The sequence below is a fragment of the Xanthomonas arboricola pv. guizotiae genome (assembly GCF_002940205.1).
Lineage (GTDB): Bacteria > Pseudomonadota > Gammaproteobacteria > Xanthomonadales > Xanthomonadaceae > Xanthomonas > Xanthomonas arboricola_C.
Map to the genome: position 1 here is coordinate 1 of NZ_MDSK01000010.1, position 20,664 is coordinate 20,664.

At 66.9% G+C, this 20,664-nt stretch carries 13 protein-coding genes; 2 read left to right on the forward strand and 11 right to left on the reverse strand.

Translation table 11 applies throughout. From position 1 onward, the window contains the following. Positions 1-583: 583 nt before the first annotated feature. From XarbCFBP7408_RS07905 to XarbCFBP7408_RS07925, 5 genes are all read right to left on the reverse strand, one after another. Positions 584-2,704, reverse strand: coding sequence for an alpha/beta hydrolase family protein (locus tag XarbCFBP7408_RS07905; RefSeq protein ID WP_104562493.1), 2,121 nt, complete (start codon positions 2,702-2,704; stop codon positions 584-586). A gap of 178 nt (positions 2,705-2,882) precedes the next feature. Further along, positions 2,883-4,169 carry a carbohydrate porin gene (locus tag XarbCFBP7408_RS07910; protein ID WP_104562494.1) on the reverse strand — a complete coding sequence of 429 codons (1,287 nt, stop codon included), beginning with the start codon at positions 4,167-4,169 and terminating at the stop codon, positions 2,883-2,885. A gap of 233 nt (positions 4,170-4,402) precedes the next feature. Then, entirely contained in the window at positions 4,403-6,829 is a 2,427-nt protein-coding gene (locus XarbCFBP7408_RS07915) for a glucose/quinate/shikimate family membrane-bound PQQ-dependent dehydrogenase (RefSeq protein ID WP_104562495.1), read from the reverse strand. A gap of 293 nt (positions 6,830-7,122) precedes the next feature. Next, a complete protein-coding gene (locus XarbCFBP7408_RS07920; protein ID WP_104562496.1) occupies positions 7,123-7,968 on the reverse strand; it encodes a transporter in 846 nt (281 codons plus the stop codon). A gap of 533 nt (positions 7,969-8,501) precedes the next feature. Beyond that, complete coding sequence (locus XarbCFBP7408_RS07925; RefSeq protein WP_104562497.1) at positions 8,502-10,472, reverse strand: OPT family oligopeptide transporter; 1,971 nt, start codon at positions 10,470-10,472, stop codon at positions 8,502-8,504. A gap of 378 nt (positions 10,473-10,850) precedes the next feature. Between XarbCFBP7408_RS07925 and XarbCFBP7408_RS07930 the strand changes: the two genes are divergently transcribed. Further along, positions 10,851-11,345 carry a DUF3757 domain-containing protein gene (locus XarbCFBP7408_RS07930; RefSeq protein ID WP_181106783.1) on the forward strand — a complete coding sequence of 165 codons (495 nt, stop codon included), beginning with the start codon at positions 10,851-10,853 and terminating at the stop codon, positions 11,343-11,345. Between the two features lie 40 nt (positions 11,346-11,385). Here XarbCFBP7408_RS07930 and XarbCFBP7408_RS07935 read toward each other — a convergent pair whose 3' ends face one another. Next, positions 11,386-12,204 (reverse strand): HDOD domain-containing protein, encoded by an 819-nt coding sequence (locus tag XarbCFBP7408_RS07935; protein WP_104562499.1) that lies wholly within the window; start codon positions 12,202-12,204, stop codon positions 11,386-11,388. Between the two features lie 222 nt (positions 12,205-12,426). After that, complete coding sequence (locus tag XarbCFBP7408_RS07940) at positions 12,427-14,019, reverse strand: alpha/beta hydrolase family protein (protein WP_104562589.1); 1,593 nt, start codon at positions 14,017-14,019, stop codon at positions 12,427-12,429. Between the two features lie 82 nt (positions 14,020-14,101). Between XarbCFBP7408_RS07940 and XarbCFBP7408_RS07945 the strand changes: the two genes are divergently transcribed. Next, a complete protein-coding gene (locus tag XarbCFBP7408_RS07945) occupies positions 14,102-14,305 on the forward strand; it encodes a hypothetical protein (RefSeq protein ID WP_080716326.1) in 204 nt (67 codons plus the stop codon). 146 nt (positions 14,306-14,451) lie between these two features. Here XarbCFBP7408_RS07945 and XarbCFBP7408_RS07950 read toward each other — a convergent pair whose 3' ends face one another. The 4 genes from XarbCFBP7408_RS07950 to lexA form a co-directional block, all read right to left on the reverse strand. Next, positions 14,452-17,703 (reverse strand): error-prone DNA polymerase, encoded by a 3,252-nt coding sequence (locus XarbCFBP7408_RS07950; protein WP_181106785.1) that lies wholly within the window; start codon positions 17,701-17,703, stop codon positions 14,452-14,454. A 174-nt stretch (positions 17,704-17,877) separates the two neighbouring features. Then, entirely contained in the window at positions 17,878-19,296 is a 1,419-nt protein-coding gene (locus XarbCFBP7408_RS07960) for a Y-family DNA polymerase (RefSeq protein WP_104562500.1), read from the reverse strand. A 9-nt stretch (positions 19,297-19,305) separates the two neighbouring features. Further along, the gene (gene imuA, locus XarbCFBP7408_RS07965; protein ID WP_181106787.1) at positions 19,306-19,959 is read right to left on the reverse strand and encodes a translesion DNA synthesis-associated protein ImuA; all 654 of its coding nucleotides are present in this window, start codon (positions 19,957-19,959) and stop codon (positions 19,306-19,308) included. Between the two features lies 1 nt (position 19,960). Continuing rightward, a complete protein-coding gene (lexA, locus tag XarbCFBP7408_RS07970; protein ID WP_104562501.1) occupies positions 19,961-20,566 on the reverse strand; it encodes a transcriptional repressor LexA in 606 nt (201 codons plus the stop codon). Positions 20,567-20,664 lie beyond the last annotated feature (98 nt).

Sequence of the window (20,664 nt, forward strand, 5' to 3'; positions counted from 1 at the left end):
CCAAAGCGCACTAGGGATCTCGTTGCGACGTGTCATGCCGGCAATGTTGTCGCCGACTCAACAGAATTCAAGGGTTTTGTTAGCCGCTCTAAGGTTGCGCGCCGTCAATTCGATGTCAACTACCCGCCAGGGCTTGCCGGTCCCCGCAGGAGCCCAAAGGCAGCAATACAAGCTCTTGAGGCTATGAGGAATGGCTCGTAATAGGCGGCGGGATGAGTGGTCTTCCTACGCTGCAATCAGAGAACTCTGATGCCGCCATGAGCAGTTATCTGACGCGGCGAAGCGATGCTGTGACGTGGTCGCGACGCGCAGTGCTCGCCGTTTTTCCGTTCCGCCGTTTCGCGGCTTGGCGCACGAACAACTGCTCAGGGCGTTTGGTCACACCATATCCTATGACAGGATTTACTTGCGCACGGTGGACGCAGCCACGGGTACGCCAGATGGCGCTGCACCAGACATCACTCGCTTTGGGCGTACAGCAAACCAAACGGACTCCGCTCTTTTCAGTCGTTCCCGATCAGTCTGACCCCAGGGTTGCTCCGAGCAACCGGCACGCCGCTCCAGGCGGCGTGCGATCGCAAGCTCACTGGCCGATATGCTGCTTCAGCCAGCTGTTGACGGTGTCGTGCCACAGCACGCTGTTGGCCGGCTTGAGCACCCAGTGGTTCTCGTCCGGGAAGTACAGGAACTTGGAGTCGATGCCCTTGCGCTGCAGCGCGGTGAACGCAGCCAGGCCTTGTTCGACCGGGATGCGGAAATCCTGCTGGCCGTGGATGACCAGCATCGGCACCTTCCACTTGTCCACGTGCAGCACCGGGTTGAACTTCTCGTAGCCGGCCGGGTTCTGCCACGGCGTGCCGCCGTTTTCCCATTCGCTGAACCACAATTCCTCGGTGGCGTAGCCCATGGTGCGGTTGTCGAATACGCCGTCGTGGTCAACCAGGCACTTCCACGGCTGGTTCCAGTTGCCCGCCATCCAATAGACCATGTAACCGCCATAGCTGGCGCCCAATGCGCAGGCCTTGTCGCCGTTGAGGAAGCCGTATTGCTTCTGCGCGGCGGCCCAGCCTTTCTGCAGATCTTCCAGCGGGCGGTCGCCCCAATGCTGGCTGATGGCGTCGGTGAATTCCTGGCCGTAGCCGGTGGAGCCGTGGAAGTCGATCATCACCACCGCGTAGCCTTGCCCGGCGTAGGTCTGCGGATTCCAGCGATTGCTCCAGCCATTACCGAAGCTGCCCTGCGGGCCGCCGTGGATCAGGAATGCCACCGGGTAAGTCTTGCCTTCCTGATAGTTGTACGGCTTGACCACGTAGCCATGCACGGTGTCGTTGTTCCAACCCTTGAACTGGAACTGTTCGTAGTCGCCGAACTGCACGTCCGGCAGCAGTTCGCCGGCGCTCTGGCTGATCGCACGCAGGCCCTGGCCTTGCGTGTCGCTGACGAAGACCTGGTCGCCACTCTTGAGCGAGCTGCGCGTAAACGCCAGCGTGTTACCGGCCAATGTCGGCGCATGCACGCTGCCCTCGCCCACCAGCTTGGTGGCCTCGCCGCTGGCGATATCGATCTTGAACAGCGGGTGCTCGCCGAGGTCGTCGGCGCTGGTGTAGACGCTGGCTCCGTCATCGCTCAACACGATCTCGCCGGCCGAGCGGTCCCACTTCGGCGCGATCTCGCGTGTCTTGCCGCTGGTCACATCCATCGCCATCAGGCCGAAACGGTCGGCCTCGAAACCGGGGCGTTTCATCGCGCGGTAGTACAACGTCTTGCCGTCGCTGCTGAACACCGGGCCGGCATCCCAGGCCGGGTTGGCCGCGGTCAGATTGACCGGCGCGGACTTGCCGGTGGCATCCAGGCGGTACAGATCGAAGTTGGTCTGCCACGGCTCGTCGTTGCCGGTGAGCTTGGCGCCGGCCTTGGCGTTCTTGTTCGCTTCCGGGCCATGCGGCTGCGGAATGCGCACGCTGGCCACCACGCTGGCGCCATCCGGCGACCAGGCGTAATCGTCATTGCCACCGAACGGCTTGGACGGCGCGTCGCCGGCCAGCGTGGCGCTGATCGCCGAGGCACCGGCCACGGCCTTGGCGCCGGCAGCCGGCAGCTCGGCGACGAACAAGGTGTTGCGGCGGCCATCGTTCCAGGTATCCCAATGCCGCACGAACAACTGGTCATAGACCACGCCGCTGGCCTTGGCGCTCTTGAGGTTGGCGAGCTTGCTCTTGGTGCAACCCAGGTCCGAGCCGCAGTCCTGGAACACGCCGGCACTGAAGGCGATGCGCTTGCCGTCGGGCGAGAGCTTGTAGCTGTCCACATCCACCGCAAAGGCGGTCAGCTGCTGCGGCGTGCCGCCGGCCAGCGGCTGTGCGTACAGCTGCTGCGTGCCGGATTTACCGCTGAGGAAGTACACCGTCTTGGCGTCCGGCGACAGCGCCGGGCTGTTGACGTTCCAGCCGTCGGGAGTGAGCCGCCTGGGCGGCGCGGCATCGCGAGTACGCAGATTGCGCGTCCACAGGCCGGTGGCCGGCTTGCCGTTGCTGCTCTTGGCCTGCCGCTTGGCGAACACCAGCACGCTGCCGTCGGGGCTGAGCGTGGGCGACGACACCCGGTCCAGCGCGACCATGTCGCGCACATCGAATCCGCGCGCAGCGGCAAGACCTGGCAAGGCGGTCAACAGACACAGGGGCAGCACGGCGTAACGAAGCTTCATCGAGAGTTCCTGCAACGGCAAAACGTCGATGGTAGGCGTTGCTGCGGCGCACGCGCAAAGGCACAAGATCATGCGCCCTCAGGCGCCGCACGTGGCCGCGCCCTGCAAGGCGCCGAATGCGCGCTGCACGCAGTGCGCCGTCCGGCAACGGCGCGCCATGCTGCAGCGCAGGTCGCACTCAGAACGTGAGCTTGGCCTGCAGCCCGACCACCACTGCGTTGCGCGTGTGGGTATAGGCGTAGGTCCCGGGATTGACGATGTACTGCAGGTCCGGGCGCAACATCAGCCACGGCGTGATCTGCGCGCTGTAGGCAAGCTCGTAGAGCTCTTCGGCAGCGCTCAGCCCGGCCAGTGGCGAATCGGCCGCCACGCCGGCATCGATTAGTTCTGCGCGGCGTGCATCGAGTAGCCGATGATTGATCCTGCCGGCCACATAGCCGAGTGCGATGCGGTCCTGCGTGCGCGTGCCGATGCCCTGGTACACCCCGCCGACCGAATACCACCGTGTCATCAGCGCACTGTCGTGGTCGCTGGCCATGTATTGCGCGAATCCGGTCAGGCCGATGCTGGGGTCCGCTCCCGGGGTGAACAGTTTCTGTTCGACCAGCAGATAGGCGCCGTCGCGGCCGGTGCTGCGGCTGGTATCCAGCCCACGCCTGGGTGCCGACGAGGAATCGTAGTAGCCGCCGAACTTGTACACGCCCGGGTAGCGCGCGGCAACCGGCTTCCAGGTAAATTCGAGCGGAAAGATCGCACCGGTGGTGCCGCTGGCGAACGGCTCGAACGCGTAGGTGTCGCGGGTACCGAAGCCCAGATTCGGGTTGACCTGAAACCAGCCGGCATGCAGGTTGAGCTGCGGGGTCAGCTGTTGCGCGCCTTCGATGCCCCAGCGCGCGGCCGGATAGTTGTACCAGCCGCTATTGGCCGAAAACGCCAGCGGATGCGCGCAGAACGCGGCATTGACGAAGTTCACCAGCAACGTGTGCGAGGCGAACTGGTTGCCCATCGCATAGAAGCCCAGTTTCAGATACGTCCTGCCCTGGTTGAAGCTGCGGTCGTAGCTGAACTCGCTCAGGCGGGTGTACTGGCCTCCGTACACTTCCTGGATGGGGAAGCGATTGCCGACCAGGTCGGCGGAGGTGCTGCGGCCGCGGCGGTCGTTGATGGTGACATGCAGGCTGCCACCGCCCCAGCCGGCGAGTTTGGCCATGTCCAGATCCACGCCCACCCGCAGTTGCTGCGCATAGCGCGCGCTGGTGTTTTCGTAGCCACCGTCCACCACGCCAAACGTCTCGGACACGTAGTCGCCGCGGACACTCACGCCTTGCCCGGCCCAGGCGGACCGGCGCCCGCCCCAGTCGCCGGTCAGCGTGGTGTCGCCCGCGGCGACTGCGGTGGCCGGCAGTGCCAGCAACAAGGCGTAGCCCAGCGCACTGCGGCGCGGGAGGAAAGACAGACGATGCATCGTGGTTCTCTGATCGGGGCAGCGTGCACGGCCATCGGTGCCGATGCATGGCGGTGTGCCAAGCGCCGCTGCGGTAACGGGAACGTTGGCCGGGATGTGCGAGGCACCCGGCCGTCGGGTTGCAGCCAACAGCGGCTGACGCGAGTGCGCAGCCGTCAGGCACGCGCGAGGTTTGTCGGCCGCTCCGTGACCACGCCGACGCAGCTGGCGACGTGGCCACGGGGGGGGCGGTGTCAGTGCGCGTCAGGCAAGCTGTAGGCGATCACGTCATCGCCACGATCGGGCGACTGCCGCGCACCGCCGGCACTGATCACCACATACTGCTTGCCGGTCTTGTGCGAGACGTAGGTCATCGGCCCGCCCTGACTGCCGACCGGCAGGCGGCCCTTCCAGAGTTCCTTGCCGGTGGCACTGTCGAACGCGCGCAGGTAGTAGTCCTGGGTGCCGGCAATGAACACGAGCCCGCCCTGGGTGGACAGCGTGCCGCCCAGCGTCGGCATGCCGATCGGGATCGGCAGATGCATCTTGATGCCGAACGGGCCGGTGTCCTGCACTGTCCCCACCGGCACCTGCCAGGCGATGCTGCGCGTCTTGAGGTCGATCGCGCTGAGCGTGCCGTACGGCGGCGCCTGACACGGGATGCCCAGCGCCGACAGGAAGCGGTTCTTGTTGACCGCATACGGCGTGCCCTTCAGCGGCACGGCGCCCATGCCGGTATTGACGGCCTCGCCACCACCGGCCACCTCGGCCTTGCGGGTGTCGGCAGGAATCATCTGCACCCACAAGCCCAGGCGCATGTCGTTGGCGAAGATGACCTCATGCACCGGGTCGGTCGACAGACCTCCCCAGTTCATGCCGCCCAGCGAGCCGGGAAAGCTCAACGAGACATCGGTGCCAGGCGCGGTGTACAGGCCTTCATAACGCATCTGCTTGAACGCGATGCGGCACAGCATCTGGTCGATCGCAGTGGCGCCCCACATGTCCGATTCGGTCAGGTGCTTGGTGCCGATCTGCGGCATGCCGACCGACAGCGGCTGGGTCGGCGCGTACTGCTCGTGCGCAATATCCGACCCTTTCACCGGTACTTCCCTGACCTCGGTCAGCGGCTTGCCGGTGGCGCGGTCGAGCACGTAGATCTGCCCGGCCTTGGTGCCGATGACCACCGCCGGGATGTGGCTGCCGTCCGGGTTGGGGAAGTCGATCAGGCTGGGCTGCATCGGCAGGTCGAAATCCCACAGATCGTTGTGCACGGTCTGGTAGACCCACTTCTCCGCACCGGTGGTGGCATCCAGCGCCAGCACCGAGGCGCCGTAACGGTGATCGAGCGCGGTGCGCTCGGCGCCGTACAGATCGGTCGACGGCCCGCCCAGCGGCAGGAACACGGTGTTCATCGCCGCGTCGTAGGACATCGGTGCCCATACGTTCGGCGTGCTGCGCACATAGCTGCTGCCGGCGGCCGGCGCCTGGCGATCGTGCGGATTGCCCGGGTCGAAGGCCCAGCGCTGCGCGCCGGTGACCACATCGAAGCCGCGCACCACGCCACCCGGCATGTCGGTCTGCACGTTGTCGGCCACGCGTCCGCCCACCACCACGGTGGTGCCGGCCACCAGTGGCGGCGAGGTCAGCTGGTAGAACGGATCCGGCGCAGCGCCCAGGCCGGCCTTGAGATCGACCTGACCGTTGCTGCCGAAGCCCTGGCAGAACGCGCCGGTGTCCGCATCCACCGCGATCAGGCGACCATCGATGGTGTTGGTGAACAGGCGGCGACGGCAGTTGGCGTCCTGCGCTACCGTCACCGCGGCGATCGGCGAGGGATTGGCCACGCTCGGCGTCGGCAACACCGCATCGGCGTCGAAGTAGCCCAGGCCACGGCAGCGCTGCCAGACCGACGAAGTCGCGTTGATCTCGCGCCGCCACAGCTGCTTGCCGGTGCTGGCGTCGAGCGCGATCAGATTGTTGTGCGGCGTGCACAGGAATACCTTCTCGCCCACCTGCAGCGGGGTCAACTGGTCTTCGGCACCGTTGCCGTCGCTGTTGGCGATCTCGCCGGTGTGGTAGGTCCAGGCGACCTGCAGCCGGTCGACGTTGCTGCGGTTGATCTGGTCCAGCGCGGCGAAGCGGCTGCCGCCATCGGTATTGCCATAGGCCGACCAGTTTTGTTGCACGCTTCCAGGCGGCACCGCCGTCATGCCCGGCCCCGCGCTGCCTGCGACCGGCGGATGCGGCACGAACATGCCGCCGATCCCGGCCACGACCGCCAGCGCCAGCACCGTCGCCACGCCATAGGCCGTGCGCCCGGCCGGCAACGCCCGGCTGCGCCGCAGCGCTGGCCAGGCCAGTGCCACCAGCACGGCGAATGCCGCAGGCAGCATCAGCCGCGAGACCAGCGGCCAGAACTCCAGCCCCGCATCCCACAGCGCCCACACCAGCGTCAGCGCGAAGGCGATGCCGTACACCAGCGCACCGGCCGGCCGGCGCAGCACGATCAGCACACCCGCCACGGCGCTCGCCAGGCCCATCAACAGGAAGTACCAACTGCCGCCCAGGCTGACCAACCGCGCGCCACCCAGCACAAAGATCAGCCCCACCAGCGCGATCAGCAGACCCAGCACCAGCAGCAATGCCCGGCCCGGGATCGGCAACTTCGATTTCGTTTCCACGTTGCAACACCTCGATCAGGAGATTCCGCCCTGCACTGCGCCCGGCATCCCGATCTGGATGCTGCAAGGCGCCGGCGGGACGGCCAGTAGAGGCAGCATGGCTGCCCACTCTCTGTCACTCCCCTCCCCGGTCCGCGTACTTCTGGCGAGACCGGCACCGGCGTGCCCGGCAGACTGACGGCATAGTGTCGCACCGCATCGGGCATTTATTACATATATGAAGCTGCTACCTGCGGAACACTGCAGTCCGCACAGGCGCGGACCGCAGCGGCGTTTTGTGTGCGCTGCGCTTATCAGAAGCGGTGCGACATGCCCACATACACCTGCGCATCCGGAGTGCGGTCGTTGAGGCCGAAGTTGGCGCCCACGTCCAGTTGCAACAGCGGGTTGATCAGATACGCAGCGGCGATGTCGGCCGAATACTGCTCGATGGTTTCGGCCGGGTCGCGATTGATCGAGGACCACACTTCCACCGCCATCGACAGCTTCGGCGTCAACGGGCGCGCCAGGTTGACCGCATTGATCACCGCGACGTGCTGGCCGCTGCCATCGCTGTCGGCCAGCCAGTCGACCTCCGGGCCAAAGGTCAACGAGAAGCTGTTGGGCAAGGCGAAGTTGATCGGCAGGGCGACGCCGCCTTCCCATTCGTCGTTGCCCAGACCGGTGCGCGCGGTCGGCGCCTTGACGAACGGCAGCACCGCGACGGTGGCGGTGTCGCTTTCGTAGAAACGCGCCTTCATGCGCAGATAGATGTCGCCGCCGCCGCTCAGGCTGCTGCGTGAGCCGGTGGCGCGGTCGGTGGTCTTGACCTGCAGCTGCGGCGCCCAGTTGAGCTGCAGATCGATGCGGTCGCTGACGCCGTACTTGAGCGTGGGATTGGTGAACACCGAGGTTTCGATGCGCGTGCCGGGCTGGCTGTCGCGGGTGTAGCTGCCGATGTCGGTTTCCAGCTGCCAGGCGCCGGTCGGCACGGTACAGGTGGAATTGGCCTTGGTGGGCCGATCGGTGCACAGCGGCGCATCGGTGGCGTCTTGCGCCTGCGCTTGAGTGGCCAGGCCGCACAGCACGCCGGCCACGGCGATGGCCAGCAGAGGGGTGCGCCGGACGCGGGACGAGGAACGGGGAATAACAGTCAGCATTGCAGTAACTCCATGGCAGAGCGCTGGATCGATGACACGACAGACCAGCAGTGAGTGAGGGGAATGCGCGTGGAGAGGTGGATCGACTGCACGACGCCGCAGTGGCGGCGTCTGCTCGATCCTATCGAACTGTCGAGCCCGACAGCCAAAAAGCGGCCGCAACCGCACGCTGAAAGAGGCGCAGTGTGATCGGACTAACGGTTTTGTCGGCGGCAGCGGCGGCGCGATGGCCTACGGCGCGGAGATCAGCGGGGTCGATCGAGGCATGCGGCAGCCGTAACGCATCATCCGTGCGGGAGACGGCACGATACGGAGCGGCGGCATAAAGGCGCTATGCATGAGCGCTGGAGTTGGCATAAAGCCGGCGCAAAGACAGGCTACAGACGCAGAAGTGCCATCACGGATGGTCGCCGGGATCTGCCGCGGCGGTGCGTGGCCATGTTGCAGATGGCAGCGTCGGGCGCTGCGGGCAGGTCGCCTTGTGTGCCTGCCAGGACGGCGCATGCATCGCATGCGCCGTGTCTGTCTCAGGCTCAGGCAGCCTGTTCGCCGCGCTTGCCGACGCGATACAGCAGCCAGCCGACCACGGCGAGGATGGCCAGGCCAACCCACTGATTGAGCTGCAGCGCAGCCGGCAGCGCCAGCACATCGGCGCGGCTGGACAGCACGATCGGCACCGCGATGGCGATGCCCATCAAGGCCTCGCCGGTGATCAGGCCGGCGGCGAACAGCACGCCCGGACGGTGCACGCGGTCGCGGCCGTCTTCGTCGTCGGCGCGGATCTTGTGGAAGCGCTCCACCAGGTGCGCGATCAGGCCGCCGAGGAAGATCGGCACCATCAGTTCCAGCGGCAGGTAGATACCGATCGCCGCCGCCAGCACCGGCACGCGGAAGCGCTTGCCGGTGGCCTTCAACCATTCGTCCAGCGCGATGATCGCCGCACCCACCACCGCCCCGATGGCGATCATGGTCCACGGCAGCTGGCCGCCGAACAGGCCCTTGGCCACCGAAGCCATCAAGGTGGCCTGCGGCGCGCCCAGCGAGTTGGGATGCTGCGGGGTGGCCGGGCCGATGCCATAGGCCTGCGCCAGCAGGTTCAACACCGGCGCCATGATCAGTGCGCAGGAAAACGCGCCGATGCCCAGCATCAGTTGCTGCTTCCACGGCGTGGCGCCGACCAGATAGCCGGCCTTGAGATCCTGCAAGTTGTCGCCGCCCACCGCCGCCGCGCAGCACACCACCGCGCCGATCATGATCGCCGCCACCGCACCCAACGGCGCCGCGCCGATGCCGACCGGCACCAGACCGTCCTCACCCAGCAGCAATACCAGCACCGCCGAGGCGAACAAGATGGTGGAGATGGTGATGCCCGAGACCGGGTTGTTGGACGAACCGATCAAACCGGCCAGATAGCCGGACACCGACACGAACAGAAAGCCGGCCACGATCATGATGATGGTCATCGGGATCGACACATGCCACTGCTGCACGATGGCCTGATACAGGCCCAGCAGCGGCAAGGTGCACAGCACCAGCGCCACCAGCATCCACTTCATCGGCAGGTCGCGCTCGGTGTCGGCGACCACGCCGCCACCGCTCTTGCGCGCGGCGGCAAAGCCGCTCTTGACGCCGGACAACAGCGACTTGCGCAGCGAGAACAGCGTCCACACCCCGCCGATCAGCATTGCGCCGACCCCGAGGTAACGGATCTTCGCGCCCCAGATGCCGAATGCCGCATCGGCCGCCGGCGCACCGACCAGGCTCTGCGCCAGGGCCGGGTCGCTGCCCATGAAGAACTGCTGATACAGCGGGATGGCGATATGCCAGGACAGGATCGAGCCGGACAGCACCACGATGCCGACATTCAGGCCGACGATGTAGCCCACCCCCAGCAGCGCCGGCGACAGGTTGGTGCCGATATAGCCGACCAGGCGGCTGCTGCCCAGGTAGGTGGCCTGCGCCCAGGTGTCCGGGATCACGCGCAAACCGCTGGCGGCGGCGAGCTTGACCAGCGCGCCGATGGCGCCGGAGGCGGCCAGGATCTTCAGGCCCGGGCCGGGATTTTCGCCGGCCTTGAGCACCTCGGCAGCGGCCTTGCCTTCGGGGAAGGGCAGCGGGTCTTCGACGATCATCGAGCGCCGCAGCGGCACCGAGAACAGCACCCCGAGCAAGCCGCCCATGCCGGCGATGCCCAGCACCCACCAGTATTTGAAGTCCGGCCAGTAGCCCATGATCACCAACGCGGGGATGGTGAAGATCACCCCGGCCGCGATCGACGAACCGGCCGAGGCACCGGTCTGGACGATGTTGTTTTCCAGAATGGTGCCGCCGCCAAGCAGGCGCAGCACGCCCATCGAGACGACCGCAGCCGGAATGGCGGTGGCGATGGTCAGGCCGGCGAACAGGCCGAGGTAAGCGTTGGCGGCCGAAAGCACCACCGCCAGCACGATGGCCAGCACGACGGCGCGGAAGGTGAGCTGGCGCGGCTGCGCGTCATGGCTCATTGGGCATTCCCCTGTGGGCAAAAAATCCGTACCACGCTAGCGCCTGGGCCGACCCGAGTCCAGCTGCGGCGCGGCGTGACAGTGTGCCCACTATGGCGGGTGGAACGACATCCCTGGCCACCAGCGCAGCGGGCATGCTCCGGACTACGCCACCGATGTGCTGACCTGGTCCAGCGAGGCCAGGTCGGTACGCCGGTGTCGACATCGATTCGCTTTGGAATGCCGGCCGGGAGCGTGGCGATCGGTACCCTGGCTTTATGCCACGCCTTGCATGAGCGCGCTCCCCAGAGTCGGACGTGCTGTTTGCGCTGGCCAATCTTCATCGACAAGCCCCCCCCCCCGCACCAGCACGCGGCCGCGTGCCGAGAGGTCCCGACTATGCACCATCCACTGAGCGCTTCCCTGCTGGCCGGCATGCTGCTGTTGCTGCCAGGCGTCGGCGCATTCGGCAAAGAGCCTGCTGCGCACGGCACGCAGTGCCCCGCTCCTGCAGATGTGCGTCACGAGGCCGGCCGCTATCGCGCCCCTGCGCGGATCGAAGTGGCTTCCGGACGCGGCGAGTGGTCCAGTACGCCACAAGCCGACATCGGCAGGCCGCGCCATCTGTCGGTGCTGTACTACGGCAAGCGGTCCGATACAGCGACCAGCACGGGTGTGCTGGTCAATTGCAGCTATACCTTGCGCAATGGCAAGGACGTCGACCTGGCCTACTTCGACCAGCAAACGCCGCAAACGCAGCGCAACCTGATCGTCGCGCTCCAACATCCCGCTGTTTGGCTGCTCGATCAACCACCGGCACCCGGAGAAGATCTGTTCTACGTCTGTACCCGCAGCCCAAAGGACTGCGCGTTCGAGACGCTGCGCCTGGAATGACGCAGCGGCGCGCGTGCGCAGCCCCCGACGGGGCCGATCCTCAGTGCAGCAGTTCGGCGAATGCGCGATCGGCCTCAATGACGTCGGGCAAGGTTGCGAACAGACCCTCCAGGTCGACGCCGTCCATCAGCGGTCCGCGCAGCGCGTCCAATGCCTGCGGGGTGGCGCCGCCGTGTGCGTGCAGCGCATCGGAGACCTGCACTGCCTGGGCGACCAGCAGCGGCATCCGTGCACCGTCGGGCGCGGCGGCCGGGCGAACCTGGTAGGCGATGGCTTGCTGGATCACCGCCGGCAGTTGCCAGCGCCGCGCCAGCTCGGCGCCCACTTCGGGGTAACCGAATCCCAGCTGCAGGGTTTCCTCGGCGGCGTGGCCGGCCGATGAGGTGTCGTGATTGATGCCGCTGGCGTAATCCGGTGCGCCGGACTGGATCAGCAACTCGCCGATGTTGTGCATCATGCCGCAGGTGAATGCGGTTTCCGGATCCAGGCCGTGCTGGCGCGCCAGCAGGCGGCAGATGCCGGCCACCTCGAAACTGTGGCGCCAGAACGCCTTCAGATCGAAGCCGGGGCCGGCGCGGAACGCACCGGTCATCGCCGAGGCCAGCACCAGGGTACGCAGCGTGTTGAAGCCCAGCCGCATGGCCGCGTCTTCCACGCTGGTGGAGTCGCGCAGGCCGTGGAAGCGCGCCGAATTGGCAAGCCGCAGCACCCTGGCGGCGATCACCGGATCGCGCTCGATGGTGTGCGCCAGCACATCGATATTGGTTGCCGGATCGTCGAAGCGGGCAATCAGGTCCTGCGCCACCTCGGGCACGGTGGGCAAGGTATGCAACTGGTCGAACAACGCCTCCAACTTCATGATCGCCTCGTGGATGAAAGGTCAGCCGGCGCGGCCGCGCCGGCCTGCATGGTGTAGCACAGACCGGTTGGATGACGATGACCCGCCAGGGCGGCTATTCACCCGGGCTTTTGCGTCATCGCCTTGCGGCAGGCCGCTCCGCCGGGCGCGTAGCGACGGTCATCGTGCACGGCGCAGTCGACACGATCCGGAGATGCGCGCCTCGACGCCACTGGTTGGCCTTCAGTTGGCCTTGGCACCGCCCAGGGATCTGGCCAGAAACGCCAGCAACTGCGTATAGAACGCACGCCGATGCGGTTCGGTATAGAACCCGTGGCCTTCGGTGTCGTAGTACAAGGTTTCCACCGGCGTTCCGGCCTGGCGCAATGCCGCCTCCATGCGCCTGCTGTGCTGGATCGGCGCGCGCTCGTCCTCGCCGCCGGCCGCCAGGAACACCGGAACCTTGATCTGCTTGGCCAGATGCACCGGCGAGCGTGCGGCCAGGGTTGCCGGGTCGCCCAGCCACTGCTTCAGATAGTTTTCGCCCGAGCCGCGCTTCTGGATGTCGCCGCTGGTGAACATCATCGGCAGGTCGTAGACACCGACATAGCCGGCCGCGCAGGCATACAACCCAGGTTCCTTGGCTGCCCCCATCAGGGCTGCATACGCACCATAACTTGCACCGAAGATGCAGATCTTGCGCGCATCCGCATAGCCCTGCGTCACCGCCCAGCGCGTGGCGTCGGTGACGTCATCCTGCATGGTGCCGCCCCACTGGCGCGCGCCGGCATGCTGGAAAGCGCGGCCGTAGTTGCCGGAACCACGGAAATTGATCTGCAGCACCGCGTAGCCGGCCTGCGCCAGCAACTGCGCGTCGTCGTCGAACTGCCAGCTGTCGAAGATCTCGAACGGGCCGCCATGCGGCATCACCACCATCGGCAGGTGCTCCGCCGCACCAGTGCGCGGCAGCGTGAGGTAGCCATGCAACGGCACGCCATCGCGCGCCTGCAGCGCGATGGGCTGCACGGTCGCGGTGCGCTCGGGATCGAACCAGTCGCGCCGGCTGATCACATGCTGGGCTTTTTTCTCCTGCGTATCGAACACATAGAAATCGCCAGGATTGCTGCCCGAATCGACCTGCAACATGACGTAGCGGCCATCGCTGGTACTGGAGGTGATACGCACGGCATTACCGGCGAAGGCGGCCTCCAGGCTGTGATACATCCGCGCCTCGGGGCCCTGCTCGTCGAAAAAGCGGCTGCGCGGACGGTCAGCCATGAAAATGGCGCCCACCGGGATCGTGGTGCCGTTGCGATAGATGACTTCCAGTGGATCGGCCACTGCGTCACGCAGCACCTGTTCACGGCGATTGGCCTGGATGTCCCAAGCGACGATCGCATCGGGGCCATCGGCAGCCTGCACGCGCAGGTAGGCAATGCGCTCGTCCTGCGAAAAGCCCAGTGGGGTTTCGATGCGGCCGCTGGCCTGTTCGTCATTGAGCAGCGTCCACTCGGTTCCACCGCCAACGCGGTAATACAGCTTGCTGACATTGTCCGAGCCTGCGCCCTGCGCAAAACGCACCTCGCCATGATGGTCGGTGGTGAAGCTGGCGCGCTGAACCGGGGCACGCGCCAGCGGAAGACGCCGACCGGTGTTGACGTCGAGCTTTTCTGCGCGCGTATACGGGTCCTGCCCTGACAACGGCCAGATGCCGACGACCACGTTGCGATCGTCGTCGGGCAAGGTATCGGTGAGGAATGCGGCAACTGCCTCGGTTTTCTTGACCTTGATGTTGGTGCCAAGCCCGGTGCCCCGGGCACGATAGCCCACCAGCAACTCGACACCGGTGCCATCGGCATTGATGGCATACAGCTCGCCGGTCGGCAACGGTTTGTCGAGCAGACCGTATTTCTGTGCGATGGAGATCAACACACGCGTCTCGCTGACCCAGGCGAAGTCGCTCACATACGTGTTCTTCTCCAGCACAAAGGTCGCGCCCATGCTGTTGTCCGAACGCCGCACGATCGCCAGTGCGGTCTTGTCTTCCATCGGTACGGTCGCGGCGAAGAACGCGCCGCTGGGCGACAGCTTGATATCGGCAAACTTGTCTTTTTTGATATAGGCGCCGACATCCACCTGCGCTGCGGCAGTGCCGGCAGCCATCAGCAACCCCAAGGCCGCAATAAGAAGTCCCTTCCGCATGTGCTGCTCCATGTCGTGTGCAAACTGAGCGCGAAATTTAGCAGCAATCGCAGACCGGACAAAGCTTCAATGAAAATCGCGCGAGGGCAGCTGCATCTCGCCGAGCAGGTCGCTGAGGTCGTGCAGGTCGCCGGCGATGAGATGCTCCACGCCATCCACGCGCTCCCAGCGGCCGCGGACGGCGAGCAGGCGCGATTCCAGCAGCGCGCGGCGGCGGCGCAGCGCCAGATGCGACCAGACGATGACGTTGATCATGCCGTGCTCGTCTTCCAGGGTGACGAAGATGGTGCCCTTGGCGGTGGCCGGGCGCTGGCGCTGGGTGACCAGCCCGGCGACATGCACGCCGCTGCCATGACCGCGGCCCTGCAGTTCGCGCAGGCCGAGGATGCGCCGCTGCCGCATCTGCGGGCGCAGCAATGCCATCGGATGCTGGCGCAGGCTCAGGCCGACCGAGCGATAGTCGGCCAGGATCTCCTCGCCTGCGCGCGGTGCCGCAAACTCCACCTCGCGTTCCTGCGGGCTGCCCGGCAGCAGCGGCCGACGCGCTTCCACGCCAGCCATCGCCCAGCGCGCGGCGTTGCGGTTGCCCACCATGCCCTGCAAGGCGCCGGCTTCGGCCAATGCCAGGCGCGCCTTTTCATCGAGTGCGGCGCGCAGGCACAGATCGCCGATATCGGCGAAGGCGCGTTGCGTGCGTGCAGCGACGATGCGCTGTGCCACCACTTCCGATAACCCGGCGACCTGGCGCATGCCCAGCCGGATCGCCGGTTGTTCGCCGGGGTCTTGGTCGCTGCGCCAGGGCCGACCGCCCACCAGCGTGTTGTCCCAGACGCTGTGCAGCACATCCACCGGCAACACCTCCACGCGCGCGCGCTCGGGGCTGCCACGGCGCGCGTCCTGCACGATCTGGCTGGCCGAATAGAAGCCCATCGGCTGCGCATTGAGCAGCCCGCAGGCGAAGGCCGCCGGCTCGTGGCGCTTGAGCCAGCAGCTGGCGTAGACGAGTTTGGCGAACGAGGCGGCGTGGCTTTGCGGGAAGCCGTAGGAACCGAAGCCCTTGATCTGCTCGAAGATCTGGTCGATGAAGGCGGAGGCGTAGCCTTTGCCCTGCATGCGCTCGCGCACCCGCGCGCGGTGCTGTTCCATGTCGCCGCCGCGCCGCCAGGCGGCCATCGAGCGGCGCAGATTGTCCGCTTCGCTCTCGCTGTAATCGGCGGCATGCATCAGCAGTTCCATCACCTGCTCCTGAAACAACGGCACACCCAGCGTGGGCTTGAGGATGTCTTCAACCGCCGGCGACGGGTAGTTCACTTCTTCGCGGCCCTGCCGCCTGCGCAGATATGGGTGCACCATATCGCCCTGGATCGGGCCGGGGCGCACGATCGCCACTTCGATCACCAGGTCGTAGAACAGCGCAGGCTTGAGCCGCGGCAGCATCGCCATCTGCGCGCGCGACTCGATCTGGAATACGCCGACCGTGTCGGCGCGCTGGATCATCTTGTAGGTCGGCGCGTCATCGCCTGGCAGCGTGGCAATGCTGTAATCGCGCCCGCGGTGGCCGCGCACCAGCTCCAGCGTCTTGCGGATGCAGGTCAGCATGCCCAGCGCCAGGCAATCGACCTTGAGCAGCTTCATCGTTTCCAGATCGTCCTTGTCCCACTGGATGATGGTGCGGTCGGCCATGGCCGCGTTTTCCACCGGCACCAGCAGCGACAGGGGTTCGTCGGAGATGACGAATCCGCCGACATGCTGCGACAGATGGCGCGGGTGATCGCGCAGTTGCTCGGTCACCGCAAGAATCTTGTTGATCAGTGGGTTGGCCAGATCGAACCCGGCCTCTTCGATGCGCTGTTCCATCGGCGTTTCGCCATTGCCCCAGCCGTAGCAATTGGCCAGCAACGCGATCTGGTCCGGCGGCAGGCCGAACGCCTTGGCCACATCGCGCACGGCGCTCTTGCCGCGATAGCAGATCACGGTGGCGGCCAATGCCGCGCGTTCGCGGCCGTACTTGCTGTAGACGTACTGCAGCACCTCCTCGCGGCGTTCGTGTTCGAAATCGACGTCGATGTCCGGGGGCTCGTCGCGTTTTTCGGACAGGAAGCGCGCCATCAACAGACGCGTTTCATCCGGGTTGACCGCGGTGATGCCCAACGCATAACACACCGCCGAGTTGGCCGATGAGCCACGGCCCTGGCAGAGGATTTTCTTCGACTTTGCGAACTGCACCACATCCTGCACGGTGAGAAAGAAGGCCTCGTAGTTCTTATGCGCGATCAGCGCCAGTTCCTTCTCGATGTCGGCGCGGACCTTTGCCGGCGTTCCATCCGGCCACCGCTCACGCATCCCCTCCTCAGTGAGCTGTCGCAGATAACTCGCCGGCGTATGCCCTTGCGGCACCAGTTCGCGCGGATAGGTGTATTCAAGCCTGGAGATATCGAAGCTGCAGCGCTGCGCCAGGTCCACCGTTGCCTGCAACAGCGCATCCGGATAGATGTTGCCCAGGGCACGCCGCGTGCGCAGATGGCGCTCGCCGTTGCGGAACAGGTGCGCGCCGCACTCGGCCAACGGCAAGCCGTGGCGGATGGCGGTCAGTGTGTCCTGCACGATGCGCTCGCGCCGCTGCGCCATATGCACATCGCCGCTGGCCAGAGCGGTCATGCCCAGTTGCTGCGCCAGCAGCTGCAGGGCAAGCAACCGCGCTGCATCGTCCTGTTCGCGGTGCAGTTCCACCGCCAGGAATGCACGCTCGCCGAACACCTGCTGCAGCCAGGCCCCCTGCTCGGCCTGCGGCTGCGCAGCGGGCAACCACAGCGCGAACACGCCGGGTTCCACCGCGCGAAACTGCGCCTCCACCTCGGCACGCCCGAGCCGATACGCGCCCTTGCCTGCCGCACGCCGCGCGGTGGTGATCAGCGCGCACAACTGCGGATAGCCGTGCGCCTCTTCCACCAGCAGCACGAAGCGGGTGCCATCGACCAGGGCGAATTCGCTGCCGACGATCAGGCGCACGCCGGTGGCGCGCGAGGCTTCCAGGCCGCGCACGATGCCGGCCAGCGAGCACTCGTCGGTGATCGCCAGGGCGCTGTAGCCGCAGTGGTGCGCGCGCATGAACAATTGTTCGGCGCTGGAGGCGCCGCGCAGGAACGAGAAATCCGACAGGCAGTGCAGCTCGGCATAGGCTGGCAGCCCGTCGGCAACCATGGCATGGGCGATGTCGTCGTTTGCCGCGCGCAACCGCGCGGCGACCGTCCAGGCGCGCGGCATGCGCCCACCGGGCGTATCGCGGTCCACGCCGTCGACGGCGTCATCCCAGCTCATGGACGGCTGCCTTCAACAGCGCGCTGCGCCAGACAGTTTTTGCAATGCGCAGCAGATCGCGCGGTTGCGGATGCTGCTGCGTTTTGCCTGGAGCCCCGGCATCGGCCACGCGCGCCCAGCCGCAACCCCCAGCCAGGCGGCACCTGCTCCGATACCGCACGAACATGCGGGCGATCATGCAAACCACCCATGCAGCATCCAGCCATCTACCCGGCCAGGTGCGGCAAAGGCCCAGCCGCGCCGGCCGCGCGCGGTTTCCACCACGTAGTAATCGCGGCGCGCTTCGTCGTCGTCCCACCAGCCGCTTTCCAGCCGCTCCGGGCCGGAGATGATGCGCAGCTGCGTCTCGTGCAGGGGCACCGGCTGCGGCAACAGCCAGGTCGGGCGCGGCGGACGCGGCGGTGCATGGGCTTCGCGCAGCGCATCGCCGATGGCGCGCCGCCAGGCGCGTTCCGGGCGCGGGTCGTCGGCCGGCAGGACGCGATACACTGCCTCATCGCCCAGCCGCGCGCGCAGGCGCTCGCGCAGTTGCGGCCACTCCACCGATTGCTGCGCACGTTGATCGAACAGGTCGCGCATGGCCGGCACGAACGGTGGCAGCTGCCGCGCCAGCAGGCGCATCGCCACTACCGGGCGCGCGATCTCCACCCGCTCCAGCCGGTTACGCGCAAGCTCGAACAACAGCGTCGGCGCGCGCTCCGGCGTCAGCAGGCCGATCTCGACATCGGTGGCGCCTTCCTCGTGTTCCAGCCGCAGCAGGAAGCGTTGCACGCCGCCGTCGCGGATGGACAGGTAGGTGCACAGGTCGCCGATCAGGCGCCGCAGCGGGAACAGCAGCGCCGGATGCGTTTCCACCTCGTAGCCGAGTTCCACGCGCTGGTCGAAGTGGTCCGGTGGCGCGTAGCACTCCAGCGGGTCGTCGACCTGGCCGTAGAGGCGGTCCAGATGCTCGAGCAGGCCCGCACCGAAGCGCCGACGCAACCCGTCGCGCGGTAAGGCGCGCACCGCGGCGAGCGTGCGCACGCCCATGTGCTGCAGGCGCTCGCCGGCATCGCCCGGCAATGCGGCGCGGCGCACCGGCACCTTGTCCAGCGTGGCGTGCAGGGCCGGCAACTGCGTCACCGCCATGCCGTCGCGCAGGCCGGCCAGCACGCGCGCGGCGCGCGGCGTGGGCGCCAGTGCAAGCCGGTGCCGGAAGCCCAGGGCCTGCAGTTCATCGCGCAGGCGGCGCTCGAAACGTGGCCAGGGACCGAACAGGCGAAAGCTGGCACCGGCCTCCAGCACGATGGCGCGCGACCATTGCTGGCTTACCAGGGAACTGTGCCGGTACGCCCAGGCCGCCAGAAACCGCTGCGTGCGCGCCTCGGCCTGCGTCTCGTAATCGATGGTGCGCACGTGGGCCATCAGCGCATGCGCCGCCGACAGCCGCATGCCGGCTTTCAGGCCGGCGGCGGCCGCCGCTGCATTGACCGAATGCAGGCTGCGCAACTGCGCCGGCCCTTCCACCAACACCAGCGCTGCGTCCGGCTCTTCCAGACGCCGGAGGACGGTGTCCAGCGCCAGCTGCGGCAGCAAGATGCAGGCCCACAACATGCGCGCGCCTCAATGCGCCAGCCGCAACGGCTGCGACGGGACCTGCCCGCCGCGGCACTTGCGCACCTGCCAGGCATCGCGCTCGGGCAGGAATTCCAGCCGTAACGCGGCCGGCGATGCATTGACCGCATGCCGGCGATCGCGCAACGCGAAGGCGCAGCAGTTGCCGCTGTCGGCGGCGACCTGCAGCCGCCGCAATGCGCGTGCATCGCCGGTCTGCGGCCAGCCCAGCACCGCCGCACAGGCGCCGCTGCGCAGGCATTGCTCGAACGCCCACAAGGCCTCGCGCGGCTCGGCCTGCACGACTTCCAGATGTTCCAGCACCACCCCGCCGGCCTGCCAGGCCGGCGCGTAGGGAATGAACGGCGGCGCCACCAGCACCACCCGGCTGCTGGCGCCGGTCATGCGCGCCAGCGTGGGCAGCAGCAAGGCGATTTCGCCGCTGCCGTGCGCGGGCAGCAACAACTCGGTCAACGCACGTCGCGGCCAGCCGCCGTCCGGCAGCAGCGCATCCAATGCGGCATGCCCGGTGGATTCGCCGCCATGGGCGATGGCGGTGCCATGACCGGCCCGCCACACCGTGCGTGCGGCCAGCAGGGCGTCCAGCGGCAATGCCACCGCCGCATTGCCGTCCTGCCTGATGCGCGCGGGCTCCTGGCTCATCTCAGCCCTGCCGGATCAGGCCGCAGTACAGCCCTTCGATCGCAAAGTCGGCATCGGCCGCCACCACGATCGGCGCATGCGCGCGATTGCGCGGCAGCAGGCGGATGCGTTCGGCGCCGCGCTCCAGCCGCTTGATGGTGATTTCGCCATCCACCCGCGCCACCACGATCTGCCCGTCGCGCGCCTCGCTGCTGCGATGCACGCCCACCAGATCGCCGTCCAGGATGCCGTCGTCGATCATCGAATCGCCCTGGACCTGCAGCAGATAGTCCGGGCGCAAAGAAAACAGCGTGCGGTCCAGCCACAACTGCCGGTCCAGGCCGATATCCGCCCCGATCGGCACACCGGCCGCCACCCGCCCCAGCACCGGCAAGGTGAGCAAGACGTCGCGCCCGGTTCCACCCGGCATGCGGATGCCACGTTTCTGATTGGGCAGCAGTTCGATCAACCCGGTCTCGGCCAGCGCCTGCACATGCTTTTGCGCGGCATTGCGCGAGGCGAACCCGAACGCCTGCGCGATCTCGGCCAGACTGGGTGACAGACCCGCCTGGGCCTGCTCCTGCAGGAAGGCCAACACGGCGGCACGTTGAGGGGTCAGTGGTGGCATCGGGACCGGTAGCCGGATGGAACAAGGTGTACATTTGTACACCCATCGGTCGCAGCAGGCGAGATTGGCTTGCTGAGCCGCTTCAGCACACCGCTTGC

Bases quoted from the DNA above. Each gene is read 5' to 3' on its own strand.
- XarbCFBP7408_RS07905 (WP_104562493.1), bottom strand. From the start codon at position 2,704: ATGAAGCTTCGTTACGCCGTGCTGCCCCTGTGTCTGTTGACCGCCTTG.
- XarbCFBP7408_RS07910 (WP_104562494.1), bottom strand. From the start codon at position 4,169: ATGCATCGTCTGTCTTTCCTCCCGCGCCGCAGTGCGCTGGGCTACGCC.
- XarbCFBP7408_RS07920 (WP_104562496.1), bottom strand. From the start codon at position 7,968: ATGCTGACTGTTATTCCCCGTTCCTCGTCCCGCGTCCGGCGCACCCCT.
- XarbCFBP7408_RS07925 (WP_104562497.1), bottom strand. From the start codon at position 10,472: ATGAGCCATGACGCGCAGCCGCGCCAGCTCACCTTCCGCGCCGTCGTG.
- XarbCFBP7408_RS07930 (WP_181106783.1), top strand. From the start codon at position 10,851: ATGCACCATCCACTGAGCGCTTCCCTGCTGGCCGGCATGCTGCTGTTG.
- XarbCFBP7408_RS07935 (WP_104562499.1), bottom strand. From the start codon at position 12,204: ATGAAGTTGGAGGCGTTGTTCGACCAGTTGCATACCTTGCCCACCGTG.
- XarbCFBP7408_RS07945 (WP_080716326.1), top strand. From the start codon at position 14,102: ATGGAGATCAACACACGCGTCTCGCTGACCCAGGCGAAGTCGCTCACA.
- XarbCFBP7408_RS07950 (WP_181106785.1), bottom strand. From the start codon at position 17,703: ATGAGCTGGGATGACGCCGTCGACGGCGTGGACCGCGATACGCCCGGT.
- XarbCFBP7408_RS07960 (WP_104562500.1), bottom strand. From the start codon at position 19,296: ATGTTGTGGGCCTGCATCTTGCTGCCGCAGCTGGCGCTGGACACCGTC.
- imuA (WP_181106787.1), bottom strand. From the start codon at position 19,959: ATGAGCCAGGAGCCCGCGCGCATCAGGCAGGACGGCAATGCGGCGGTG.
- lexA (WP_104562501.1), bottom strand. From the start codon at position 20,566: ATGCCACCACTGACCCCTCAACGTGCCGCCGTGTTGGCCTTCCTGCAG.